Here is a 23,946-nt window from a genome sequence, read left to right as displayed (position 1 = left end):
TTACGAATTCCGATTCAGTGACGGAAGGAGCCGCCAGTGACTATGAATTCTCCAGCGCGTCCGACGCCGGGCGCCACACCGACCCACGAGCAGGATCCGAGCAATGTACTCGTCGCCGCACGGGCGCCTCGCATCGCTATCGAGTCGGTGCAGCCTGCTCTCGATCATGGGCGTTTTGCTGCCAAGGCCACTGCCGGTGAGCCGGTGACCGTGACGGCAGTGATCTTCGCCGATGGTCATGATGCGTTGTCAGCCGCCGTGAGCTGGTGCGACGACGAAGGCCACTGTCAGCGCGCGCCGATGCATCTGGTGCGGCCGTTGGGCCGGGATATCTGGGAAGCAAGCTTCACTCCGCAGCGCGTTGGCCGGCATACCTTCGTGATCGAGGCGTGGTGGGATGTCTACGGTACCTACCGTGACGAGCTGTTCAAGAAACATCACGCTGGCGTGCCGGTCGGTCTCGAGCTGGAAGAGGGCCGGCGGTTGGTGGTCGAGGCCATCGAGCGTACGGAGGGCGAGCTGCGCGAGGCGCTGGAGGCGATACACGAACGTTTCCAGGCCTGCACCAGTGATGCCGAGCGCGTCACGCTGATGCTGGACAGCCAGACCGTTACGCGAATGCACGAAGCCGATGCGAGACCGCATCTGACGCGCAGTGACGCTGCCTATCCGCTCGACGTGGAGCGACTCAAGGCGCGGTTCGCCAGCTGGTACGAGCTGTTCCCGCGCTCGGAGACGGACGACCCGCATCGCCACGGCACTTTCGACGACGTGCACAAGCGTCTGCCGATGATCCGTGACATGGGGTTTGACGTGCTGTATTTCCCGCCGATTCATCCCATCGGGCGCACGCATCGCAAGGGGCGCAACAATATGCTCACTCCCGGTCCGGACGATCCGGGCAGCCCCTATGCCATCGGCAGCCCGGAGGGCGGGCACGAAGCCATTCATCCCGAGCTGGGAACGCGCGAGGATTTCCGTCGACTGGTGCGCGCCGCCGCCGACCATGGCATGGAGATCGCGCTGGACTTCGCGATCCAGTGCTCGCCGGACCATCCCTGGCTCGAGCAGCATCCCGGCTGGTTCTCCTGGCGGCCGGACGGTTCGATCCGCTATGCGGAGAACCCGCCCAAGAAGTATCAGGACATCGTCAATGTCGACTTCTATGCCGAGGATGCGATCCCATCGTTGTGGCTGGCGCTGCGTGATGTGGTGCAGGGCTGGGTGGACGAGGGCGTCAAGATATTCCGGGTCGACAATCCGCATACCAAGCCGCTGCCGTTCTGGGAGTGGCTGATCGCCGATATTCGCGGGCGCGACCCGGAGGTGATCTTCCTCGCCGAGGCGTTCACCCGACCGGCGATGATGTCGCGCCTGGGCAAGCTCGGCTTCACCCAAGGCTACACCTACTTCACCTGGCGCCACTCCAAGGCGGAGCTGTCGGAATATTTCACCGAGCTCAACACATCGCCCTTGAAAGAGGGATTTCGTCCCAATTTCTTCGTCAATACGCCGGATATCAATCCCTACTTTCTGCAATCCTCGGGGCGTCCCGGTTTCCTGATCCGTGCCGCGCTGGCGACCATGGGATCGGGACTGTGGGGCATGTATTCGGGATTCGAGCTGTGCGAAGGCGAGCCGATCCCCGGCAAGGAAGAGTATCTCGATTCGGAGAAGTACGAGATCAGACCGCGCGATTACGGCGCACCCGGCAACATCATCTACGAAATCGCTCAACTCAACCGTATCCGGTACGAGAACCCTGCGCTGCACACGCATCTAGGCATGGAAATCTATCCCGTGCACAACGACAGGCTGCTGTTCTTCGGCAAGCGTACCGCCGATCTGGAGAACTTCATCCTGGTGATGATCAACCTCGATCCGTTCGAGGCGCAGGAGGGCACCTTCGAGCTGCCGCTGTGGGAGTTCGGCCTGCCGGATGATGCGGCGCTGCACGGTGAAGACCTGATGTCCGGGCATCGCTGGACATGGCACGGCAAGTGGCAATGGACGCGCCTCGAGCCGTGGCATCTGCCGTTCGGCATCTGGCGTATCAGACCGGTGCGCTAAACGTTGGCTTGCATTTTCGTCCGGTACGCCGCTGGGAATGTCCGCAGGTCGGCAGACAGCCGCTTGCGGGCAGGACCTGAAACAATGACAGGGAGGGCAACCCTATGATGGATGCCAGTAGCGAATCCCACGCCGTCGAGGCCATGAACTTTCTCGACGATCCGCTGTGGTACAAGGACGCCGTGATCTACCAGGTGCACGTCAAGTCGTTCTTCGACGCGAACGATGACGGTATCGGGGATTTCAACGGCCTGATCGAAAAACTCGACTACATCGTCAGTCTCGGCGTCAACACGTTGTGGATATTGCCGTTCTATCCTTCGCCGCGTCGCGACGATGGCTACGATATCGCCGAGTACACCGGAGTCAGCCCGGACTACGGAACTCTCGACGACGCCCAGCGCTTCATCAGTGAAGCCCACAAGCGCGGGCTGCGCGTGATCACCGAGCTGGTCATCAATCACACCTCCGATCAGCACGAATGGTTCCAGCGGGCGCGTCGTGCGCCTCCCGGTTCGCCGGAACGCGATTTCTATGTGTGGTCGGATAGCGACCAGAAATATCCGGGCACGCGCATCATCTTTCTCGATACCGAGTCGTCCAACTGGACTTGGGATCCGGTCGCCAATGCCTATTTCTGGCACCGCTTCTACTCCCACCAGCCGGATCTCAACTTCGACAACCCGCAGGTGCTCGACGAAGTGCTCAAGGTCATGGAGTACTGGCTGGACCTGGGGGTCGACGGCCTGCGCCTGGATGCCATTCCCTATCTGGTCGAGCGCGAAGGCACCAATAACGAGAATCTTCCCGAAACCCACAATGTGCTCAAGAAGATTCGTGCGGTAATCGACGAGCGCTACCCCGACCGCATGCTGCTGGCCGAAGCCAACCAGTGGCCGGAGGATACGCGCCCCTATTTCGGTGAGGGCGATGAGTGCCACATGGCATTTCATTTCCCATTGATGCCGCGCATGTACATGGCGCTGGCTCAGGAGGATCGTTTCCCGATCACCGATATCCTGCGCCAGACCCCCGAGATTCCCGCCAACTGCCAGTGGGCGATCTTCCTGCGCAACCATGACGAGCTGACGCTGGAGATGGTCACCGACAGGGAGCGCGACTATCTCTGGAACCATTACGCCGCCGACCGCCGGGCACGCATCAATCTGGGTATCCGGCGACGTCTGGCGCCGCTGCTCGAGCGTGATCGGCGCCGCGTCGAACTGCTCAACAGCCTGCTGCTGTCGATGCCGGGCACGCCGGTGCTGTACTACGGTGACGAGATCGGCATGGGCGACAACATCTATCTCGGCGATCGCGACGGCGTGCGTACCCCCATGCAGTGGTCGGTGGACCGTAACGGCGGTTTCTCGCGGGCCGATCCGGCCAGTCTCGTGCTGCCGCCGATCATGGACCCGCTTTACGGCTATCAGTCCGTTAACGTCGAGGCCCAGATCCGTGATCCGCATTCGCTGCTCAACAGCATGCGCCGTCTGCTGGCGGTACGCAGCCAGCATCGCGGTTTCAGCCGCGGCACCATGCGCCCGCTGTATCCCAGCAACCGCCATATTCTGGCCTACCTGCGCGAGATGACGCTCGACAACGGCGAGTCCGAGGTACTGTTGTGCGTGGCCAACGTGGCGCGCAACGCCCAGGCGGTGGAACTCGACCTGTCGGCCTTCGCCGGCCAGGTGCCGGTGGAAATGGTCGGCGGTAGCGCCTTCCCGCCGATCGGCCAATTGCCGTATCTGCTGACGTTACCGCCTTACGGCTTCTACTGGTTCCTGCTGGCGCCGCAAAGCGCCATGCCGTCCTGGCATGTGCCGACACCGGAGCCGATGCCGGAGTATGTCACGCTGATCGTCAAGCGGCGCCTCGAGGAGATCCTCGATGTTTCCTCGCGCAGCCTGCTGGAGCGCGAGGCGCTGCCGACCTATCTGCCCAAGCGGCGCTGGTTCGCGGCCAAGCAATCGCGTATCGAGCAGGTCAGACTGCTCTATGTGACGCGTCTCGAGGATGTCCAGAATCCCGTGCTGCTCAGCGAGTTCGAAGTGCGCAATGCGCAGGGTGTCGAGCGTTATCAGCTGCCATTGGCGTTTCTCGGCGAGGACGACAAGGCCCGTGCCGTGGCTCAGCAACTGGCACTGGCCCGGGTGCGCCGGGGCCGCCAGGTGGGACTGCTGACCGACGCCTCGACGCTCGACAGCTTTGCTCTCGCGGTGATCGCGGGCCTGCGCAAGTCTGCCACGCTGCCCAGCACTGCCGGCGAGGTACGCTTCTTGCCGACATCGGCGCTGGATACTCTCGAGCTGCCGGAGAACCCCGATGTCTCCCAGCAGGGTGCCGAACAGTCGAATACCTCGGTGATCATCGACCATCAGGTCGTCATCAAGTTGTTCCGGCGGCTCGAGCCGGGGCAGCACCCCGAAGCCGAAATCGGCCGCTATCTGAGCGAGCGGGGCTTTGCCCATGTCGCCCCCCTGTATGGTGAAGTCACTCGCTACGATGAGCAGGACGAGCCGCAGACGCTGATGATCGTCCAAGGGTTCATCGACAATCAGGGCGATGCCTGGTCGTGGACGCGCAATACCCTGGAACGAGCGATCCGCGAGGCTTCCATCGAAGGCCAGAATCGCGAGGAGGGATATGGCGCACTCGACGAGCTGGAAGCCTTTGCCGCCACGCTGGGACAGCGACTCGGTGAGCTGCATCAGGTGCTGGCTTCGCCGAGCGAGAATCCCGCCTTCACTCCCGAGGTCGCCGATCAGGCGCATGTCGGAATGTGGGCCCAGCGGGTCCGCGAGCGGGTCGAAGAGGCACTGGATCTGCTGGCTCGCCACAAGGACAACGCCGGCGAGGCCGAACAGCAGATGGCCCAGACGGTGCTGGCCGAGCGTGACGCGCTGCTGAGTGCCATCGAGCCCTTGGCGCGGCGGGCTGAAGGCAGCCTGCTCACGCGTATCCACGGTGATCTGCACCTGGGGCAGGTGCTGGTCGCTCACGACGACGCCTACATCATCGACTTCGAGGGCGAGCCCGCCCGCCCGCTGGAAGAGCGTCGAGCCAAGGATACCCCGCTGCGCGACGTGGCGGGCATGCTGCGCTCGTTCGACTACGCCGGAGCGATGATCGACGAGATGCTGCCCGGTGAGGAGGGCGATGAAGCCGTGACCCATGCCGGCCACGACGTTGCCGAGCAGTATCTGTTCCGGGGGCGCAGCGCCTTCCTGGAAGCCTACCGGGCCAGCGCGGAGACACTGCCGCACCGCTGGCGCGAACAGGGCGGGGCCGAAGCCGCCCTGGAGCTGTTCATCCTGGAGAAGACGGCATACGAGATCGCCTACGAGGCAGCCAACCGGCCCACCTGGTTGGGTGTGCCTCTGCGCGGCCTGGTGACGATTGTCGGCCAACTGACCATGAGGGGTCCGCATGACTGAACTGCCTGCCAAATCCGCCATGGATCGTGCCCTGTGGCTTCCTGCGGACGATGCCGAAGCCCTGGCGCGCGGTACCCACGGCAATCCGTTTTCCGTACTCGGTGTGCACGAGACCGAGACGGGGTATGTATTGCGTGCCTATCTGCCCGGAGCGCTGGGCGTGGACGTGCTGAACCGCGAGGACGGCACGTTGAGATGCAGCCTGAACTCGGTGCAGATTCCGGGCCTGTTCGCGGCCCGGATTCCCCACGCCGCACCCTATCGGCTGCGTATCCGCTGGCCCGGCGGCGAGTACGAGACCGAGGATCCCTACGCCTTCGATCTACTGCTTGGCGAGATGGATCTCTACCTGATCGGGGAGGGCAACCATCGCAACCTGGGCCACTGCCTGGGAGCGCAGCCGATGGAGGTAGAGGAGGTACCGGGGGTACGCTTTGCCGTCTGGGCGCCCAACGCACGACGCGTCTCGGTGGTCGGCCATTTCAACGGCTGGGACGGGCGGCGGCACGTGATGCGTCTGCGCCATCCTGCTGGGGTCTGGGAACTCTTCGTACCCAGGATCGGGCCGGGTGAACCCTACAAGTACGAGATTCTCGACGCGCACGGTGCGCTGTCCCTCAAGTCCGACCCCGTGGCGCTGGCCACCGAGATGCCGCCGAGCACTGCCTCGGTGGTGGCGGACACGACACCGTTCACTTGGCATGATGCCGAGTGGATCGCCCGGCGCGGCGAGCATCAGGAGCCCGATCGGCCGATCTCCGTCTACGAGGTGCATGCCGCCTCGTGGCGCAAGCACGGCGGCGACGACGGCGAGCTCTACAGTTGGCGGGATCTGGCCGAGCACTTGATTCCCTATGTCTGCGACATGGGCTTCACGCACCTCGAACTGCTGCCGATCATGGAGCACCCCTTCGGCGGCTCCTGGGGCTACCAGCCATTGGGGCAGTTTGCACCCAGCGGGCGCTTCGGCAAGCCTGAGGATTTCGCCTATTTCGTCGATGCCTGCCACCAGGCCGGTCTGGGGGTGATCCTCGATTGGGTGCCGGCGCACTTTCCCACCGATCCGCATGGCCTGGCGCGCTTCGATGGTACGGCGCTCTACGAGTACGAGCATCCTTACGAGGGATTCCACCAGGACTGGAACACCTATATCTACAATCTGGGACGGCGCGAGGTGCACGGCTTCATGCTGGCCTCGGCGTTGCACTGGCTGCGCCATTACCATATCGACGCACTGCGCGTCGATGCCGTCGCCTCGATGCTCTATCGCAACTATTCGCGCAACGAAGGCGAGTGGATACCCAACCAGTACGGCGGCCAGGAGAATCTCGAGGCGATCGACTTCCTGCGTCACCTCAACGACGTGGTCGCCGAAGAGGCACCCGGCGCGGTGGTGATCGCCGAGGAGTCCACCGCCTGGCCCGGCGTCACGCAGCCCACTTCGGAAGGTGGGTTGGGTTTCGCCTATAAGTGGAACATGGGCTGGATGCACGACACCCTGGAATACATCTCGAAGGATCCGGTCTATCGCTCCTACGCTCACAACGAGCTGACCTTTCCGATGGTGTATGCCTTCTCCGAGAAGTACGTGCTGCCCATTTCCCACGACGAAGTGGTACACGGCAAGGGCTCGCTGATCAACAAGATGCCCGGCGACGAATGGCAGAAATTCGCCAATCTGCGAGCCTATCTCGCCACTATGTGGACGCAGCCCGGCAAGAAGCTGCTGTTCATGGGCTGCGAGATCGGCCAGTGGCGCGAGTGGAACCATGACCGCGAACTCGACTGGTCGCTGCTCGGTGAGCCGCGCCATGCCGGTGTGCAGCGTCTGGTCGGCGATCTCAACCGTCTCTATGCGAGCCAGCCTGCGCTGCACGAGCGCGACAGCGAGCCCTCGGGATTCGCTTGGGTGGTCGGCGATGACAACACCAACAGTGTCTTCGCCTGGTTGCGCTGGAGCGCGCAGGGCGAGCCGCTGCTGGTGGTAGCCAACATGACGCCGGTGCCGCGTTACGACTATCGCATGGGGGTGCCCAATCCGGGGCGCTGGGAGGAGATATTCAACAGCGACGCGGAGCTCTATGGCGGCTCGAACGTAGGCAACATGGGCGAACTCGTGGCTCAGGATTCGCCGTTGCATGGCCAGACGGCCAGCCTGGGACTGACGCTGCCGCCGCTGGCGGTAGTGGTGCTGCGTCCCGCGCGCTAGCGTCTCCAAGTGACAGCCGTACACAACAGCGGAGCCAAGGCTCCGCTGTTGTCTTTATGGGTACCGTGCTGTCCGGGAATCCAACTCCGCTTGCGATGTTCAGAGTTGCGGAGCGTCGAATCCCTGCGGCTCGTCGGTGTAGACGCAGACATTGGCGTCCTCGATATCGCCCTCGGGTGATTCGAGGTGCGTGGCGAAGAAATCGCGAATCTCGCGCCGCTGGCAGTGCGCTTCGAACGCCTCGCGGTTGGCCCAGATCTCATGGAACACGATGGGGTAACTGGTGCCCTGGGCGTAGGGGTTGTCGATATGGCGGGTCACGGTGTAGTGCAGGCAGGCATCCTCGCGGTGAGCGTTGGGTTCCAGGGCCTGCAGCGCTTTGAAGACGGCCTCTTCCCTGCCGGGCTTGGGCTTGAAGCTGGCTACACAATAGATTTTCTGGGACATGAAATCTCCGGTCGGATGACGGCTGTGGAAGCGCCCGACAATAGCATTCCGGCGACCGGTACCGGTAGGGGCCGCGCTGTTCTGTCAAGGGATATCGTTGGCTGAGATATCATCGTCGGCTTAAGCAAGGGTCAAGGCGTGCGCGGCCATGGCTATCTGGATCGAGGCGTAATGCGAGATTGCGAACCGCCGGCTAGCGGAACAGCGTGTCGACATATTCGGCACCCAGGCCGACCTTGTCGTAATGGGCGCGGCATAGGGCGATATAGTCATGCACGTCGAAGTAGCCCTCGGCATTGCCTTCGGTGTCCAGCCAGATCAGCGGGCCCTTGACGATGAAGAAGACCCGCATGGGATCGTCATGCTCGTAGGCGACCAGCGTATGACCTTCGCCCGGCGTTTCGTAGACGAAGTCGCCGGCTGTCGCCGTCCAGTCGTGTTCCAGGTAGCCCCACTTGCCCGAGATGGTATAGGCGAAGACCTCGTTGGGATGATAGTGCCGGTTGACCAGCCCGGCGCCCTTGGCCATCAGCACATCGCACCAGCGGTTTTGTGCCGGCGATATCCACAGGGGACGCGAGGACACCGTTTCCGAGAAGGGCACGTAAAATCGCTCGTCGTCCGTGGGGGCGTTGGCGATATGCACCTCGGGCAGGGTGTCGGGTTTGAAGCAGTTGGCGATCGGGGCGAGGTCTTTCCAGAATTCCGTCGTTGCGAGTTCGGGCATGGCGGGGCTCCTCATCGGTTGTGATTGTGGTTTGCCTGGCAAGGTAACTTGACTATAGCAGTGCCCTGTCGGGGGAACATTAGCCCAATGGCGTATCCGCCGCGCCGGGCGGACAGCGCCTTGCAACGGCTTGTGCAGCGTCAGGCGAGCGATAAGCCATAATGGAAGGGCGGCACTTGCCTCGCGGCAGGCTTGCTGCGCTTTTTACAGCTACGGCGGGTGTCATATCCCTTGCCTGACAATGCGTGTCTTGCCATCGAGGTGGTTCCCATGTCGATGTTTCCTTTCGTTTCGCCCAACGAAGTGGCTGCCCTGCGTGCCTCGATCCTTGCCAAGATGACCTACACGGTGGGCAAGGACCCGGCCTATGCCCACGATCATGATTGGTTGATCGCCACGGCGCTGACAGTGCGTGATCGCGTCGTCGACCGCTGGATGCCCCAGGCACGGGAGATGCATCGCCGTGACCGCAAGCGTGTCTATTACTTTTCGTTGGAATTTCTGATCGGCCAGCTGCTGTTCGACAGCCTCGGCAATCTCGGCCTGCTCGACGCGGCCCGCGCCGCGTTGCATGAGCTGGGGGTCGACCTCGACCGCATCCGCCATCTCGAACCCGATGCCGCGTTGGGCAACGGCGGGTTGGGGCGCCTGGCGGCATGCTATCTGGAGAGCATGGCCACGCTGGGCATCGCCGCGCATGGCTACGGTATCCGCTATGAACATGGCCTGTTTCGTCAGGTGATCGATGACGGCTGGCAGACCGAGCAGCCCGAGAACTGGCTGGATTTCGGCAATCCTTGGGAGTTCGAACGTCCGGACGTGCTGTTCGAGGTCGGCTTCGGCGGACGTGTCGAGCCGCTCGAGTCGGACACCAGCGGTACCCGGCATGTCTGGACGCCGGCGGAGCGGGTGCGTGCCGTTGCATACGATCTGCCCATCGTCGGCTGGCGTGGCCATCATGTCACCACATTGCGGTTGTGGCGGGCGAGGGCCAAGGTCGGCTTGAATCTGCACACCTTCAACGCCGGCGACCACGTCGGTGCGGTGCTCGACGAAGCCCGCGCGGAGGCGCTGTCGCAGATCCTCTATCCGGCTGACGACAACGAGGCGGGGCAGGTACTGCGGCTCTGTCAGGAGTATTTCTTTGTCGCCGCTTCGCTGCATGACATCCTGCGCCGTCATTTCAAGCATCACGATGACCTGCATCAGCTCCCCGACGAAGTGGCCATACAGCTCAACGACACCCACCCGGCGATCGCCATTCCGGAGCTGATGCGCCTGCTGATCGATGAGCAGGGGCTCGGCTGGGAAGACGCCTGGAAGATCACGGTCGACATCTTCGCTTACACCAATCACACCCTGATGACGGAAGCGCTGGAAACCTGGCCCGCCTCGTTGATGGAGCGGGTCCTGCCGCGTCACATGCAGATCATCTACCTGATCAACGCCCGTCATCTCGATGAACTGCGCGTCGGGGAAGGCGATGACGACGACCGGCTCTCGGCGGTCTCGCTGATCGAGGAGGGCAGCGGGCGGCGCGTGCGCATGGGCCATCTGGCCTTTCTGGGCTCGCACAGCGTCAACGGTGTCTCGGCGTTGCACACCGAGCTGATGCGGGAGACGGTCTTCGCCGAGTTCCATCGCCTCTACCCGGAGCGTATCAACAACAAGACCAACGGCATCACCTTCCGGCGCTGGCTGCAGCAGGCCAATCCCGGACTGACGAGGCTTTTGATCGACACGCTCGGCCAGGACATTCTCGACACGCCGGAGTCGACGCTGTCGCAACTGGTCGAATATGCCGACGATAGTGCATTTCGCGAGCGTTTCGTCGCCCAGCGCCGTCACAACAAGGAGAGGCTGGCCGCGTTCATCAGGGAGCAGAGCGATCTCATCGTCGATCCTCTAGCGCTGTTCGACGTGCATATCAAGCGTATTCACGAGTACAAGCGTCAACTACTCAATCTGCTGGCCATCGTCGCGCTCTACGAAGCGATTCGTGCCGACCCGACCCGGGACTGGGTGCCGCGGGTCAAGATCTTCGCCGGCAAGGCCGCTGCCAGCTATCGCCAGGCCAAACTGATCATCAAGCTGGCCCACGACGTCGCGCGCATCGTCAACCACGATCCGACGGTGCGCGGGCTGCTGAAGGTGGTCTTCCTGCCCAACTACAACGTCAGCCTCGCCGAGCGCATCATTCCCGCCACCGATCTGTCCGAACAGATTTCCACGGCGGGCATGGAGGCGTCAGGTACTGGCAACATGAAGCTGGCGCTCAACGGGGCTCTGACGATCGGGACGCTGGATGGCGCCAATGTCGAGATGCGCGAGCACATCGGCGGAGAACACATGTTCATCTTCGGGCTCACGGAACAGGGGATCGAGCAGCGCATTGTTCAGTGCGGTACCAATGCCGAGGATGCGATCACGGCTTCGCCTCGCCTGGCGGAGGCGCTGAATGCTATCCGCAGCGGGGTGTTTTCACCGGAGGAACCGGGGCGCTACGTCGAACTGGTGGAAGGGTTGGTGCATGGCGATCGGTTCATGGTGTGTGCCGATTTCGAGGCGTACTGGGCCGAGCAGCGCCAGGTCGCCGAATACTGGCAACAGCCTGAACGGTGGTGGCGCTCGGCGATCCTCAACACCGCGCACATGGGCTGGTTCTCGTCGGATCGCGCGGTACACGAATACGCCACGCGAATCTGGAATACGCTGTAACCGCGTCCGGCCGTGTCATGGCCAGATCTGGACGAGGACGGCACCCAGCGTGGCGAGGAGTGCGCCCGTACCCGCCAGCCATGGAAGACGACGGCGCCAGCCGCACAGGGCGTTATGCAGCCTGACGGCACGGGTGATTTTCACCGTCAGGTCGTCGTAGCGTGATACCCGGCTATCCGCAGGTGCAGTGAAATCGTTGGCCACGCTGCCCTGCCAATATTCGCCATGGGTCAGCCCCAGGCGTGCCCGCAGACGGCCGATGTCGTACAGCGTGCGATGCAGCGCATCGTAGTCGTCCCGGCGGGACGAAACGCTCAGCACGGCCATGGCGTCCGCTTTCAGCGCGGCATTGGGGCAGCTGTCGAGCGACGCCGTGATCCGGGGGGCGGGGGCATCGGCATCGATGCCCAGGCGTTTATAGAGATCGCGCATCGTGCATTAGAAATTCGTAGGCGTTCTTGATTCGCTGAAAGCGCCGTGACGCATTGGCCATGACGGCCTCCCCGCGCGAAAAGAACCGATCCGGATGGTGGCTCTGGGCGAGGCGCCGGTAGGCGCGCTTGATGTCCTCGCGTGAGGCGCCGGCTTCCAGGCCCAGCACGATCAGCGCATTCAGGGTTCGGCTATCGACATGAGGACGGTCGTGATTGCGTTGGTCGCCATCGCCGTGTCGTGACGATCGCTGGTGCGAGGAGTGTTGCTGCGACGACTCCCGGTGTTGATGAGAAGCCCCTTCCTGCTGGCGGGAAGAACCCTGGCGCTGATGGTGGGACTCCTTCTGCTGATGCGAGGAGCGGTGGTGCGACTGCCGGGCATGCTCGCGCTGACGCGAAGCCTCTTCCTCTTGCCGGGTGCGCTGGCGGACCTGCTCTCGCGCATGCCAATAATCGGCGCGGCTGAGATCGTCCGGCAGCTCGAACTTTCCACCTGCCACCTCGCTGTAGAGCTGCTCGAACTGACGGGGGGATGCGCCCAGCAGATCGGCCAGGAAACGCAGCAGGTAATTGCTGGTCGGTGCCAGGCGCCCCTCGTCCAGCGCCAGCCCGATGGCCTGACGCAGAAAGGCCATCGCCGCTTCGCCATAACGATCCTTCTGCAGCACTTCCGCGGCCAGCTGGATGGCTTCGAGATCCTGGGCGTTGGCGATATCGATGACGGGCTGTAGCTCATGGCCGTGGCGGAACTGCCGCGACAGTTCGGTCAGGCGTTGTCCACCGCTTTCGGTGACCGGTGCCCGGTGAGCCATGACCCAGGCCAGCAGCAGCAGGGCGGCGGTATCCGTCTGGCTCCTGCTCTTGAGCAACAGCAGCTCGAAAGGTGAAAAGCGGGTATTGACCATGCCCGGCTCCGAGAGGGTAGACACTGGCGAAGTGGCGAATCTGCCCACACCTGGCGTAACGGAGCGGGCAAGCAGCCGGTTATGGTTCACCACTCCCGCAGGCGTTGCAAGCCCTCCGGCTTGACGTCTGGCAAACGTTTGTACGGCTCATTGTACGGTTAATGCCGTATCCGATGAAAAGCCTCATCATCATCGCACTCCTTGCCCAGCGAAAATGCCTGGCGACGTGATATAACGTGCGGTTTCGCAGTTGCTCAGGGGAGTCCATCCGCAGCGTGATTACCGTCGAGAGGAAGGATGATTTCAATATCAAGATATCTAGAGTGCTCCGAGAGGCAACCTCTCATAAGTTGGATCTGTACCTTTTCGTGCCCGGTGAGCTGGATCTGAGCACCGATGTGGTGTCGGAAAACGAGTTCTACCATAACGCCATCCACCTCAAGCGCACCTACTACAGCGACAAGCATCACCTCCCGCTGGTGCATAGTCGCCTGGCCAGTCGCGGCAAACTGTCGAGCGAGCAGTACCGTCTCAGCCTGAGCCTGTACGCCTATCAGTACGTGGTGGCGCTGGAAACCTCGACGCGGGAACTGATCGATACCCGGGAGGAGAGTTCGCTCGCCCAGATCGAGGAGCTGCTGGAGCTGGCGGTCGGCATCCTGAAGCGCCTGCGGCGCAACATTCCCAGCGATGACAACCTGTTGAAATATTACGTCAACATCGACAACTACCTGTCCTGGGCGACCGAGCAGCGCCTTTTATCGCTGATCGCCGAACTGCCACGCAACGAGGACTACGACACCATCAAGGCGTGGCTGCTGGAAATCTGTGATGCGGAAAACGTCTACCGTCTGGAACAGAACTACAACTCCAGCCGCGCCACTCAGGAGCCGGAGCGGATCTCCAACAAGATGCGGCTGTTACGTCGCTTGATCGAGCATCCCGTCACGCTGAAGGAAAAGACCCAGGAACTGGGCAGCGGCGAGGAGAAGCTGGTCAAGGGTATCGCAACGGCGGTGGTGATGATCTTCGTCACGCTGACCGTCCTGCAGGCCAATAAGGCGCTCAGTGGTATCACTTCGCTGTTCGTGCTCACGCTGGCAGTCATCTACGCCCTGCGCGAGGTGTTCAAGGATGACTTGCGCAACACGCTCTGGCGCTGGCTGCGCAAGGGAAGGCCCAAGTGGCGGCGTCAGTACTACGATGTGCATAGCGGCGAACTGGTCGGGCGCCAGCTCGAGTGGTTCGACTATCAACGCGTCCACAAGCTCGACGACGATATCCGTGGGGCCCGCAAGGCCAGTGTGACCCAGCGTGAGGAGACCGTGCTGCATTACGGCAACAGCTCGCGCATGTCGCCGACGCGTTTCTTGAGCGGCTATGAAGAGGTTCGCGAGACGCTGCTGCTCGATCTGAGCGTATTGTCCAAGCTGATGGAGAAGGGCTCCCACCATATCTACCAGCGCGAGGATGACGAGGTATCGAAGACGACCGTGGAGAAGCGCTATCTGGTCAATCTCATCACCAGAGAGACGGGGGGCTATCAGCAGCAGACCCTGCAGCGCTGGAAGATCGTCATGAATCGCTCACGCATCATCGACGTCGAGGCTGTCATGTAAGGGGGCGTTAAGTAAGAGTCATCAAGACATCATGCTGGGTTCCGGTACGCTTTTTGCTTCGGCCGAATCGCTGCTACGCTCAAGGAGCAAACGATGGATTGTCCAACACGCGCGATGTACCGAGAGCGTATCAACCGAAGCATGGAGGCATCATGAAAGATTCCAAGACCGATAAGTCCGAAGGCATGATCGACAAGGCGGCGGGCAAGGCCAAGGAGGCCGTCGGCAGAGCGACCAAGGATCGGGATACCGAGACGGAAGGCAAGGCGCAGAACACTCAGGGCCACGCCAAGCAGACCAAGGGCGATCTCAAGGATACGCTGAAGTCGGGAAAAAACGACAGCTAACCCGCCAGGGGCGATAAGCCTATGCCGATTGCCCGGCACGAGCTGTCGGGCAATGCGTATCCTTGCGTATGGCTTCACTGAAACCAACCGTGGTGATGGATATGTTTGCGAATTCGAATTCGGTGAAGCGTTCACCCGAGGCGCAGGCTGACGTGGATAAGCAATGCCAGTCGCTGGCGTTGTATCAGACCAACTTCTGTCCATTCTGCATCAAGGTTCGGCGAGAGATCGAGCGACTGAAGCTGCCGATAGAACTGCGCGATCTCGGTCAGCAGCCTCAGTACCGTCGCGAGCTGATCAACGGTGGTGGGCGTGGCATGGTGCCTTGCCTGCAGATCACCCATGACGACGGTCATGTGGAATGGATGTACGAGTCCGAGGACATCAATCGTTATCTGCGCCGACGGTTCGAGCCTTCGCGCTGATGGTGACTTCCCGTTCCATCCACACCGAGTCCGGCATGCCAGGTTCATCACCGAATACCTTCTAGCAGGTAATCCTGCGTCAGCGCCCATTTTCCCTCGCTGCGGTAGGCATCCGGAGCGGCAATAACCATGGTGCAACGACGTACAAGCACGTAACATGCCGGTTTTCCTGCATTCTCAAGTGCGCTGATTGCCGGCCGAGACGTCCATGGCGAAGTTCGAACTGATAGGTACTGCCACCATTCCCGGTCAGGGCAGTGAGTTGCGTCTGTTGCAGCGCAACGATGAATTCTCGATCAAGATCGCCGGCAAAACCGGCGAATTGATGAATAGCCGCTTGCATGGTTCGGAAGACGCCCTGGCCGAACTGGCCTGCGAAGCGGTCAAGGACCGCTCGCAGGCGCGAGTGTTGATCGGCGGGCTCGGCATGGGATTCACGCTGGCCGCGGCGTTGAAGAGCCTGGGGGCCGATGCCGAGGTAGTGGTAGCGGAGCTGGTGCCCGAGGTGGTGGAGTGGAACCGTGGGCCGCTGGGCATGGCATCCGGTTATCCGCTCAACGATGCCCGCACGACGGTACGGGTAGACGATGTGGGTGCCTTGCTGCGCAGCGAGACGCAGGCCTTCGATGCCATCATGCTTGATGTCGACAATGGCCCCGAGGGGCTGACCCGCAAGGAGAACGACTGGATCTACTCGCCTCGCGGTCTCGAGGCTGCGCAGAAGGCTCTGCGCCCGGATGGCATGCTGGCGTTCTGGTCGGCGGGGCGCGATCCGGCGTTTACCGAACGCCTGCGCCGGGTCGGTTTCAGCGTCGAAGAGAGAGAGGTCCGAGCGCACCGGCCCGGCAAGGGGGCCCGCCACATGATCTGGTTGGCCTGGTAGGCCTGCCGGGTTTTCTCTTTACTTTCCCACTTCTATCCCGAGTCCCATCATGTCGGAACCCATTCGCCTTTCCAAGCGCCTGGCCGCGCAGTTGCCTTGTTCACGTCGCGAGGCCGAACAGTACATTGCCGGCGGCTGGGTGAAGGTCGAGGGCCGGATCGTGGAGGAGCCGCAGTTCAAGGTCGCTGACGAGCAGCGAGTCGAACTCGCCGCTGAGGCGCGGCTGGAACCGATCAGGCCGGTGACATTGCTGTTGCATCAGCCTCCCGGGCACGATGGCGAAGACGATGCCGCCCTGGCCAGACGGTTGATCACTCCTGACAGCCATGAGGCAAACGATTCCTCTGGCATACGCCCACTCAGGGCTCACTTCTCCCGCCTGAGTCTGGCGGCGCCGTTGGACGAAGGCATCAGCGGGCTGGCCGTCTTCACTCAGGAGCCCCGCATCCTGCGGCGCTTCCGGGAGGATATCGCACGTATCGAGCAGGAGATCATCGTCGAGGTCGAGGGGACGCTGACGGCAGAAGAGCTGGAACGTCTTCACCACGGGATGCGTTTCAAGGGCCTCGTTCTGCCACCGGCCAAGGTCAGCTGGCAGAGTGATAATCGGCTGCGTTTCGCCTTGGTAGGGCCGCGCCCCGGGCAGATCACGCATATGTGTGAAAGCGTCGGTCTTGACGTGTTGTCGATGAAGCGTATTCGCATCGGGCGAGTACCGCTGGCGGGCCTGGCCCCTGGAGAATGGCGCTACCTGCGTCCCGATGGGCGTTTCTAGGCCGCCGCGATCACCGATATGCCGACTATTGCGTGAGATAGCTCAACTTGAACCCTGCCCCAGGCGCACTATGGTCAATAGAGGGAAAGCGAAGCGCCACGCACGATATCGAGATCGACATGCCTCGGTTCAGGGAGATGAAACGACGGCGTACAAAGCGAACGAGCCGATGGCAGCAGGCTGAAACACGAGGGACGCTCGCTTCCCTGCGCCTGTTGTCCGTTTCGCCTTGCTCGCGGTGGCGCGCCGGGACCGACGACACGAGACGCAGTGGAATCAAAGGAGAAATACATGGCCGAATCCTCGTCGAACCAGCCATTCAAGGACAACCGGGTACGAGCAGTCGTCGTCATTGCCGTCATTGCCGTGATCATCGCCATTTTCGTGGAATCCAGTTCCAGCTCACGACAGGAGGAGTGGGACGCCGAGCGGGCGACGCTGCAGGAGCGGATCACCACGCTCGAAAGCGATAACCAGGCATTGATCAATCGCAATGCCGCATTCGAGCAGGCCTACTCCAGCGTCGAACAGGCGCAGCAGGCGAGTGCCGCCCTTCAGGACGACATCAAGCAGGCAGAAGCACATCTCTCCCAACTGCAGGCCCAGATCAGTGATGCCGAGAATCGGCTCGGCGATATGGAAAGCCAGCTCCAGGAGCGAGGCGAGCGCCTTCAGGCGCTACAGAGCCAGATCAGCGATGCCGAAGCGAGGCTCGAGGAACTCACTGGCCAGGCCCAGTCGGCCCGAGAGCAGTTAAATGCCGCCGAGGAGGAATTGCAAAGCGTCCAGGACAGGGCTGCCGAAGCCGAAGGGCGACATGCTGCGCTCCAGGAAAGAATCGGAATTCGGGAACAGCAGCTCCAGACGCTCGAGTCGGAGGTTCAGTCGCGCCAGTCGGAACTTGCCGATCTTGAAGGCCAGACGGTAACGGCCCAGGAGAATCTCGATCAGGTCCAGCAGGCGCTGGAAGACGCGCAGCAGCGCCAGGACGCGATCAACTCGGATATCCAGGCCGCTGAGCAGCGCCTAAGCGAACTGGAGAGTCGGATTCAGACTCGCATGCAGCAACTGGGTGAATTGCAGAGCCGCATCGAGAACGTTCAGCAGGAACTCTCTGGCATCGCCTCCATGCAGGAAGCCTTGTCCGAACTCTCCGACAGCGTCGAGTCGGCACGTGCGCAGGCTCAGAGTGGAGCGGAAGGCGCCAGCGCGGCGGGTGGCAATACCGAAGGCAACTCACAAGGCGGCCAGCAGAGCGGTGGTCAGCAAGGCAGTGGCCAGTCGCAGCAGGCCCGGCAGCCTGAAGCAAACGAGGCGGATGAAGCCACGTCAAACTAGCCCGAACGGTGTTGACCGCATGAGGCAAATCGCCCGCCGAATCCGGCGGGCGATTTGCTGTGGTCGTATCGATGAGCCCACGATCATCCGAGCGGGGTACGGGAGAATGGCCCTCTAGACTCCGAATGGGTAAGTGTCCGGGATCTTCTCCGGGCGCCAGAGTTCTCCCGCATCGAAGGGCTCGACAGCGCTCGTTTCGTCGAGGTGAAAAACGGCATCGAACTGGCCGGGCAGCGAGGCCTGGAAGTAATGGCTCCAGCGCTCCGTGTCGGGGCGGTAGATCACGCCGATGGCGCGTTCCAGCAGGGGCTCCTCCAGGGGAGCCATGCGTTCGTTGTCGAGCGGTAAATAGAAGCGATCCAGGCCGCTGTCATGAAAAAGCCGCTCGTAACTGCCCGGAAGGGAGGGGCGTACCCAGCGGTGCTCGACGGGGCCGTCCCAGTCGTGAGCGGCGGAGACATAGCCGGTATGGGTGGTAAAGCCCACCAGTAGGGTCTCGTCATGCCCGAAACGCTGACGCACCAACTGACCGATATTGTGCTGGTGACGGTCCCAGCCCATCTCGGTGCTGCGGGCGTCGCCCAGGTGAGAGTTGTGTGCCCATACCACGACCTTGCCCTGTCCGCCGTGACGGCGAAGGTGCTGGCGCAGTTCGGCAATCGTGTCAGTCATGTGGGTGTCGCGCAGATTCCAGGTATCGACCCGCGAGCCGAACATGGCGCGATAGTAGGATTCGGCATTGATCACCACGCGGGCGTTCTGTTCGGCAAAGAACTGCTCATCGGCCGCACGCTGACCATCCTGCCGCAGATAGCGGTCGGCTTGATTCATCAGGTCGGCCAGCAGTGAAACCGCCGCATCCTCGCAGGGCGGGCGCAATCCGAAAGCGGCCTCGCGGCCATATTGGATCGGGTCGTCATGGTGATCGAGGCAGGCGTATCCTTCCCTGGCAAGTCTGGCCTGTTCGGGGTCGATGCGCTCCAGATAAGTGATGACCGCTTCGGCCGAGCGATGCAGACTATAGATGTCCAGGCCGTGAAAGCCCACTTGCCGCTCGGGTGCGCACTGCGCGTTGTGTTGCGACAGCCAGGCGATGAAATCGCGAACCTCGTGGTTGCGCCACATCCACTGGGGAAAGCGCTGGAAGTCCTCGAAGGCCTGGAGCAGCGAGTCGTCGCTTTCACTCCTGGCATAGCGATTCAGCCGCAGGGCGTCAGGCCAGTCGGCTTCGACGATGACCGCTTCGAAGCCCTTCTCCTCGATCAGCCGCCGAGTGATTTCGCCACGCATGCGGTAGAATTCGCGGGTACCGTGTGACGCCTCGCCGAGCAGTACCAGAGAGCGCTCGCCGACCTGCTCCAGCAGCGGGTCGTAATCGCTTGTACCTCCCTCGAGACGAGTCGCGTTGTCGCATACGCAGCCTAGAGGTGTCGTCATGATCCTGCCTCCTTGTGGCAATGCATGGGTAGCTTGTCACTCTAGCTGAAGGGCGCCAGATCGGGGCAGGAGGTCGGTAGCGAAATGTAGACCGACAGAAAGACATGAGGCATTCACGTCGGGTTCTTCGAGAGGAGCGACAAGTCGGCGTCGGTGCGCGTATTTTCAATTGCCGCATAGCGACAGACGGAGTTCTGCAATGTTATGATTTAAAAGGATTGTCGCCACAATGGGGTCGCCGGTGCGCGCCCCCCTGCGGCAAAACGTCACTTCCGGCATTTTTGATTCGAGTGGTAATAATTGCCCGCTTTGCAATCAGGCTTACTGGAAGGCAAAGATTCAGGTGCTGCCCACCAGCCCTGATATCTGCAATGTAGTCGTTTGATGCCAGCACTCATCGACAGTTCCCAAGAGACGCTTCTGTCGTCCTGAGAAAGCTATCGGGCTATCGGGGTTAACGATAGCTCTTTCTGGCTTGTGAACTATTAGCTTGTGAACTATTGGCTTGGGTTCATGCCGCTGGTTGTCTCCATGCCCAACGAGGACGTGAAATGCCGAGAAAGAAATATTCCTTTCTTCTCCGATTTTTTTCCTTGATATCGATCATGCTTCTGAGCGGTTGTGATGCGGCACTGATGGATCCCAAGGGAGAAGTCGGTAGCGAGATAAAGTCGCTGATAATAACCTCCTTCTGGCTGATGATGATCGTCGTCATCCCGGTCATCGTGATGACGTTCGTGTTCGCCTGGCGTTATCGCAACTCCAACTACGAGGCCAAGTACACGCCGAACTGGGCGCATTCCAACCTGATAGAAGCGATCGTGTGGTTCGTTCCCATGGTGATTATCGCCTTCCTGGCCGTCATCACCTGGCAGACCTCGCACTCTCTCAATCCTGCGGAGCGTATCGAGTCCGATGCCGAGCCCATCGAGATCGACGCTGTCGCGCTCGACTGGAAGTGGCTGTTCATCTATCCCGAGCAGGGTATCGCTACCATCAACGAGGTGGCTTTCCCCGCGGGTACGCCGGTGCATTTCAATGTGACGTCCGGTTCGGTCATGAATGCTCTCATGATTCCGCGCCTGGGCAGCCAGATCTATGCCATGGCGGGCATGGACAACGATCTGAACCTGATTGCCGAGGAGGAGGGTGTCTATCCGGGGCGCTCCACCAACTATAGTGGTGCCGGCTTCGCGGACATGACCTTCAAGGCATACGCGACCTCTCAGGAGGGGTTCGATGATTGGGTGGAGAAGGTCCGCCAGTCACCGAAATCCTTGTCCTTCGATGAGGGATACCAGCAGGTCGCAGCGCCAAGCGAAGGCAACCCGGTCGAGTATTTCTCGGACGTGTCGTCTGACCTCTATCAGAACATCATTCTGAGTTTCCGGAACAGCGGTTCCGGCAACGGGCACGGAAGCGGTCATGGTGATGAACACAACGTGGCTATGAACGCCGAGGTAGCGGAGTAACCTATGTTCGGAAAACTTAGTTGGGATTCCATCCCCTATCACGAGCCGATCATCATGGTGGTGGTCGCCGCCATGGCCGTGATCATGGCCGGGCTCGTCGGTTGGATTACCTATAAAAAGAGCTGGGGCTACTTGTGGACGGAGTGGATCACCACCGTCGATCACAAGAAACTCGGCATCATGTATTTCCTTGTCTCCCTCGTGATGCTGATCCGCGGCTTTGCCGACGCCATCATGATGCGCTCGCAGCAGGCCATCGCGGCCGGCGGGGCGGAGGGCTATCTGCCGCCTGAGCACTATGACCAGATCTTCACCGCGCACGGTGTGATCATGATCTTCTTCGTTGCCATGCCCATGGTCATCGGTCTGATGAACCTGGTCGTGCCGCTGCAGATCGGCGCACGCGACGTGGCGTATCCGTTCATGAACAACCTGAGCTTCTGGCTGTTCGCGGCGGGCGTGATTCTGGTCAATCTCTCGCTGTTCATCGGCGAGTTCGCCAAGACCGGCTGGCTGGCCTACGCGCCACTTTCGGGGATCGAGTATAGTCCCGGGGTCGGGGTCGATTACTGGATATGGGCGCTGCAGATATCGGGGATAGGTACCACCCTGACCGGTATCAACTTCTTCGTGACGATCCTCAAGATGCGCACCAAGGGCATGACCCTGTTCCGCATGCCGATCTTCACCTGGACGTCGTTCTGCGCCAACATCCTGATCATCGCGTCTTTCCCGATCCTGACTGCGACCATCGCCCTGCTGACGCTGGATCGCTATTTCGGCATGCACTTCTTCACCAATGACTTTGGTGGCAACCAGATGATGTACGTCAACCTCATCTGGGCCTGGGGCCATCCCGAGGTGTACATCCTGATCCTGCCGGCGTTCGGTGTGTTCTCCGAAGTCATCTCGACCTTCAGCAAGAAGCGTCTGTTCGGTTACTACACCATGGTCTGGGCGACGATGGCGATCTCGTTCTTGGCCTTCATCGTCTGGCTGCACCACTTCTTCACCATGGGGGCCGGGGCCAACGTCAATGCCTTCTTCGGCATCGCGACGATGATCATCGCCATCCCCACCGGGGTGAAGATCTTCAACTGGCTGTTCACCATGTACCGTGGCCGTGTGCAGTTCACCTCGCCGGTGCTGTGGACGCTGGGTTTCATCGTGACCTTCAGTCTCGGTGGGATGACGGGTGTGATGCTGGCGGTGCCTGCGGCGAACTTCGTGCTGCATAACAGCCTGTTCGTCATCGCGCACTTCCACAACGTCATCATCGGCGGTGTGGTGTTCGGCATGCTGGCGGGCCTGACCTTCTGGTTCCCCAAGGCGTTCGGCTTCAAGCTGGACGAGAAGTGGGGCAAGCGCTCCTTCTGGTGCTGGATCATCGGCTTCTTCGTCACGTTCACGCCGCTGTATGTACTGAGCTTCTATGGCGCCGTGCGTCGCATGCAGTCCTATGCGAATGCCGAATGGCAGCCGTTGATGATCGTGTCGCTGATCGGCGCCTTCATCATCATGCTGGGTATCATCTGCACCGTGGTCCAGTTCGTGGTCAGTCTGCGCAATCGCGAAGCGCTGCGTGACGTGACCGGCGATCCGTGGGACGGCCGCACGCTGGAATGGTCGACTTCATCTCCCGCGCCGTTCTACAACTTCGCGCACCTGCCTGAGGTCAAGTCGATCGACGCCTTCTGGGAAATGAAGGAGGCCGGTGAAGTGATTACCTCCAGACCGCCTTACCAGGACATTCATATGCCCCGGTATACAGCGGCCGGGCCGATCATCAGCCTGTTCGCAACGGTTCTGGGCTTCGCGCTGATCTGGCATATCTGGTGGCTGGCGATCGTCGGTGCCGCAGGTGTATTCATCAGCTTCCTCGCGCGCATCTTCAACGATGACGTGGACTACTACGTCCCGGCAGACGAGGTCGAGCGTATCGAGCGCAAGCACTACGAAAGCATCGAGGCGGCCATCCGCAACAAGCGTATCGAGGCGGATTCCCGTTACGTTACCGCTCAGACTAGCAACATGGGGATGCAGTCGTAATGGCTACAGATACTCTTGGCAACCGCATCGTTCAGGGCGAGGGGCGTGGCAACGGCAGTGACCACGACATACAGGCCCATCAGCACGACCATCACGATCCCGGCAGCATGAAGGTGTTCGGCTTCTGGATCTATCTGATGAGCGACCTGATTATCTTCGGGACGCTGTTCGCCACCTATGCCGTGATGCTCAATGGCACGGCGGGTGGCCCGGGGCCGGAAGATATCTTCGAACTGCCGTTCGTCCTGGTCGAAACCTTCCTGCTACTCTTCAGTAGTTTCACCTATGGTCTGGCCGTGCTGGCCATGAACGATAATCACATCAGCCGGGTCAAGGCCTGGCTGGTCCTGACCTTCGTTCTTGGTGCCGGTTTCGTGGGGATGGAAGTCTATGAATTCCATCACCTGATCGAGGAAGGCTTCGGACCGGATCGCAGCGGTTTCCTGTCGGGCTTCTTCACGCTGGTGGGTACCCACGGTCTGCACGTGACCTTCGGCCTGATCTGGATGCTGGTAATGCTGATCCAGCTTCAGACCAAGGGACTGAATCACATTACCCGGCCGCGCATCATGTGCCTGAGCCTGTTCTGGCACTTCCTGGACATCGTCTGGATCTGCGTGTTTACCTTTGTCTACCTGATGGGGGCCATGTGAC

Annotated in this window: 18 protein-coding genes; 13 read left to right on the top strand and 5 right to left on the bottom strand. The window is 61.3% G+C overall.

The window, feature by feature from the left end; genetic code table 11:
* The first annotated feature begins 42 nt into the window (after nucleotides 1-42).
* The 3 genes from ACYQ12_RS14080 to glgB all read left to right on the top strand — a co-directional run bounded on the left by ACYQ12_RS14080 (nucleotide 43) and on the right by glgB (nucleotide 7,716).
* Nucleotides 43-2,070: an alpha-1,4-glucan--maltose-1-phosphate maltosyltransferase gene (locus tag ACYQ12_RS14080; RefSeq protein WP_459874533.1), complete on the top strand. Its 2,028-nt coding sequence runs from the start codon at nucleotides 43-45 to the stop codon at nucleotides 2,068-2,070.
* 104 nt (nucleotides 2,071-2,174) lie between these two features.
* On the top strand, nucleotides 2,175-5,507 hold the full coding sequence (gene treS / locus ACYQ12_RS14075) for a maltose alpha-D-glucosyltransferase (RefSeq protein ID WP_459872897.1): 3,333 nt from the start codon (nucleotides 2,175-2,177) through the stop codon (nucleotides 5,505-5,507).
* On the top strand, nucleotides 5,500-7,716 hold the full coding sequence (glgB, locus tag ACYQ12_RS14070) for a 1,4-alpha-glucan branching protein GlgB (protein ID WP_459872895.1): 2,217 nt from the start codon (nucleotides 5,500-5,502) through the stop codon (nucleotides 7,714-7,716). Before treS ends, glgB begins: the two co-directional genes overlap by 8 nt.
* Nucleotides 7,717-7,815: 99 nt before the next feature.
* Here glgB and ACYQ12_RS14065 read toward each other — a convergent pair whose 3' ends face one another.
* On the bottom strand, nucleotides 7,816-8,163 hold the full coding sequence (locus ACYQ12_RS14065; RefSeq protein ID WP_459872893.1) for a putative quinol monooxygenase: 348 nt from the start codon (nucleotides 8,161-8,163) through the stop codon (nucleotides 7,816-7,818).
* Nucleotides 8,164-8,356: 193 nt separating this feature from the next.
* Entirely contained in the window at nucleotides 8,357-8,890 is a 534-nt protein-coding gene (locus tag ACYQ12_RS14060) for a 2,4'-dihydroxyacetophenone dioxygenase family protein (protein ID WP_459872891.1), read from the bottom strand.
* A gap of 270 nt (nucleotides 8,891-9,160) precedes the next feature.
* Here ACYQ12_RS14060 and ACYQ12_RS14055 point away from each other — a divergent pair, with 270 nt between their 5' ends.
* On the top strand, nucleotides 9,161-11,608 hold the full coding sequence (locus ACYQ12_RS14055) for a glycogen/starch/alpha-glucan phosphorylase (protein WP_459872889.1): 2,448 nt from the start codon (nucleotides 9,161-9,163) through the stop codon (nucleotides 11,606-11,608).
* A 15-nt stretch (nucleotides 11,609-11,623) separates the two neighbouring features.
* Here the strand turns inward: ACYQ12_RS14055 and ACYQ12_RS14050 are convergent, their stop codons facing one another.
* Together ACYQ12_RS14050 and ACYQ12_RS14045 are read right to left on the bottom strand one after the other, a co-directional pair.
* Nucleotides 11,624-12,040 carry a hypothetical protein gene (locus ACYQ12_RS14050; protein ID WP_459872887.1) on the bottom strand — a complete coding sequence of 139 codons (417 nt, stop codon included), beginning with the start codon at nucleotides 12,038-12,040 and terminating at the stop codon, nucleotides 11,624-11,626.
* Entirely contained in the window at nucleotides 12,024-12,947 is a 924-nt protein-coding gene (locus tag ACYQ12_RS14045) for a J domain-containing protein (RefSeq protein ID WP_459872885.1), read from the bottom strand. The genes ACYQ12_RS14050 and ACYQ12_RS14045 overlap by 17 nt, the downstream gene beginning before the upstream one ends.
* 275 nt (nucleotides 12,948-13,222) lie before the next feature.
* On the opposite strand from ACYQ12_RS14045, the gene ACYQ12_RS14040 reads away from it, so the two are divergent.
* The 6 genes from ACYQ12_RS14040 to ACYQ12_RS14015 all read left to right on the top strand — a co-directional run bounded on the left by ACYQ12_RS14040 (nucleotide 13,223) and on the right by ACYQ12_RS14015 (nucleotide 18,334).
* Entirely contained in the window at nucleotides 13,223-14,566 is a 1,344-nt protein-coding gene (locus tag ACYQ12_RS14040) for a hypothetical protein (RefSeq protein ID WP_459874532.1), read from the top strand.
* 152 nt (nucleotides 14,567-14,718) lie between these two features.
* Complete coding sequence (locus ACYQ12_RS14035) at nucleotides 14,719-14,913, top strand: CsbD family protein (protein WP_459872883.1); 195 nt, start codon at nucleotides 14,719-14,721, stop codon at nucleotides 14,911-14,913.
* A gap of 101 nt (nucleotides 14,914-15,014) precedes the next feature.
* On the top strand, nucleotides 15,015-15,338 hold the full coding sequence (locus ACYQ12_RS14030) for a glutaredoxin family protein (protein ID WP_459872881.1): 324 nt from the start codon (nucleotides 15,015-15,017) through the stop codon (nucleotides 15,336-15,338).
* 208 nt (nucleotides 15,339-15,546) lie between these two features.
* A complete protein-coding gene (locus tag ACYQ12_RS14025; protein ID WP_459872879.1) occupies nucleotides 15,547-16,221 on the top strand; it encodes a spermidine synthase in 675 nt (224 codons plus the stop codon).
* A gap of 49 nt (nucleotides 16,222-16,270) precedes the next feature.
* On the top strand, nucleotides 16,271-16,996 hold the full coding sequence (locus ACYQ12_RS14020) for an RNA pseudouridine synthase (protein ID WP_459872877.1): 726 nt from the start codon (nucleotides 16,271-16,273) through the stop codon (nucleotides 16,994-16,996).
* A gap of 291 nt (nucleotides 16,997-17,287) precedes the next feature.
* Nucleotides 17,288-18,334 carry a coiled-coil domain-containing protein gene (locus ACYQ12_RS14015; RefSeq protein ID WP_459872875.1) on the top strand — a complete coding sequence of 349 codons (1,047 nt, stop codon included), beginning with the start codon at nucleotides 17,288-17,290 and terminating at the stop codon, nucleotides 18,332-18,334.
* 114 nt (nucleotides 18,335-18,448) lie between these two features.
* Here the strand turns inward: ACYQ12_RS14015 and ACYQ12_RS14010 are convergent, their stop codons facing one another.
* Nucleotides 18,449-19,771: an erythromycin esterase family protein gene (locus ACYQ12_RS14010; protein ID WP_459872873.1), complete on the bottom strand. Its 1,323-nt coding sequence runs from the start codon at nucleotides 19,769-19,771 to the stop codon at nucleotides 18,449-18,451.
* Between the two features lie 605 nt (nucleotides 19,772-20,376).
* Between ACYQ12_RS14010 and cyoA the strand changes: the two genes are divergently transcribed.
* The 3 genes from cyoA to ACYQ12_RS13995 are packed head-to-tail and all read left to right on the top strand — an operon-like array spanning nucleotide 20,377 to nucleotide 23,945.
* On the top strand, nucleotides 20,377-21,243 hold the full coding sequence (gene cyoA, locus ACYQ12_RS14005) for a ubiquinol oxidase subunit II (RefSeq protein ID WP_459872871.1): 867 nt from the start codon (nucleotides 20,377-20,379) through the stop codon (nucleotides 21,241-21,243).
* A gap of 3 nt (nucleotides 21,244-21,246) precedes the next feature.
* On the top strand, nucleotides 21,247-23,292 hold the full coding sequence (gene cyoB / locus ACYQ12_RS14000; RefSeq protein ID WP_459872869.1) for a cytochrome o ubiquinol oxidase subunit I: 2,046 nt from the start codon (nucleotides 21,247-21,249) through the stop codon (nucleotides 23,290-23,292).
* The gene (locus tag ACYQ12_RS13995) at nucleotides 23,292-23,945 is read left to right on the top strand and encodes a cytochrome o ubiquinol oxidase subunit III (protein ID WP_459872867.1); all 654 of its coding nucleotides are present in this window, start codon (nucleotides 23,292-23,294) and stop codon (nucleotides 23,943-23,945) included. The genes cyoB and ACYQ12_RS13995 overlap by 1 nt, the downstream gene beginning before the upstream one ends.
* The last annotated feature ends 1 nt before the right edge of the window (nucleotide 23,946 follow it).

This window comes from Halomonas shantousis, assembly GCF_054654615.1.
This window is presented reverse-complemented; position numbering and strand designations above follow the sequence as displayed.

Excerpts from the sequence above, each read along its gene's own strand:
- ACYQ12_RS14010 (WP_459872873.1), bottom strand. The coding sequence starts at position 19,771 with ATGACGACACCTCTAGGCTGCGTATGCGACAACGCGACTCGTCTCGAG.
- ACYQ12_RS14035 (WP_459872883.1), top strand. The coding sequence starts at position 14,719 with ATGAAAGATTCCAAGACCGATAAGTCCGAAGGCATGATCGACAAGGCG.
- ACYQ12_RS14045 (WP_459872885.1), bottom strand. The coding sequence starts at position 12,947 with ATGGTCAATACCCGCTTTTCACCTTTCGAGCTGCTGTTGCTCAAGAGC.
- ACYQ12_RS14050 (WP_459872887.1), bottom strand. The coding sequence starts at position 12,040 with ATGCGCGATCTCTATAAACGCCTGGGCATCGATGCCGATGCCCCCGCC.
- ACYQ12_RS14080 (WP_459874533.1), top strand. The coding sequence starts at position 43 with ATGAATTCTCCAGCGCGTCCGACGCCGGGCGCCACACCGACCCACGAG.
- ACYQ12_RS14060 (WP_459872891.1), bottom strand. The coding sequence starts at position 8,890 with ATGCCCGAACTCGCAACGACGGAATTCTGGAAAGACCTCGCCCCGATC.
- ACYQ12_RS14055 (WP_459872889.1), top strand. The coding sequence starts at position 9,161 with ATGTCGATGTTTCCTTTCGTTTCGCCCAACGAAGTGGCTGCCCTGCGT.
- ACYQ12_RS14020 (WP_459872877.1), top strand. The coding sequence starts at position 16,271 with ATGTCGGAACCCATTCGCCTTTCCAAGCGCCTGGCCGCGCAGTTGCCT.
- ACYQ12_RS14065 (WP_459872893.1), bottom strand. The coding sequence starts at position 8,163 with ATGTCCCAGAAAATCTATTGTGTAGCCAGCTTCAAGCCCAAGCCCGGC.
- treS (WP_459872897.1), top strand. The coding sequence starts at position 2,175 with ATGATGGATGCCAGTAGCGAATCCCACGCCGTCGAGGCCATGAACTTT.
- glgB (WP_459872895.1), top strand. The coding sequence starts at position 5,500 with ATGACTGAACTGCCTGCCAAATCCGCCATGGATCGTGCCCTGTGGCTT.
- ACYQ12_RS14015 (WP_459872875.1), top strand. The coding sequence starts at position 17,288 with ATGGCCGAATCCTCGTCGAACCAGCCATTCAAGGACAACCGGGTACGA.
- ACYQ12_RS14030 (WP_459872881.1), top strand. The coding sequence starts at position 15,015 with ATGTTTGCGAATTCGAATTCGGTGAAGCGTTCACCCGAGGCGCAGGCT.
- cyoB (WP_459872869.1), top strand. The coding sequence starts at position 21,247 with ATGTTCGGAAAACTTAGTTGGGATTCCATCCCCTATCACGAGCCGATC.
- cyoA (WP_459872871.1), top strand. The coding sequence starts at position 20,377 with ATGCTTCTGAGCGGTTGTGATGCGGCACTGATGGATCCCAAGGGAGAA.
- ACYQ12_RS14025 (WP_459872879.1), top strand. The coding sequence starts at position 15,547 with ATGGCGAAGTTCGAACTGATAGGTACTGCCACCATTCCCGGTCAGGGC.
- ACYQ12_RS13995 (WP_459872867.1), top strand. The coding sequence starts at position 23,292 with ATGGCTACAGATACTCTTGGCAACCGCATCGTTCAGGGCGAGGGGCGT.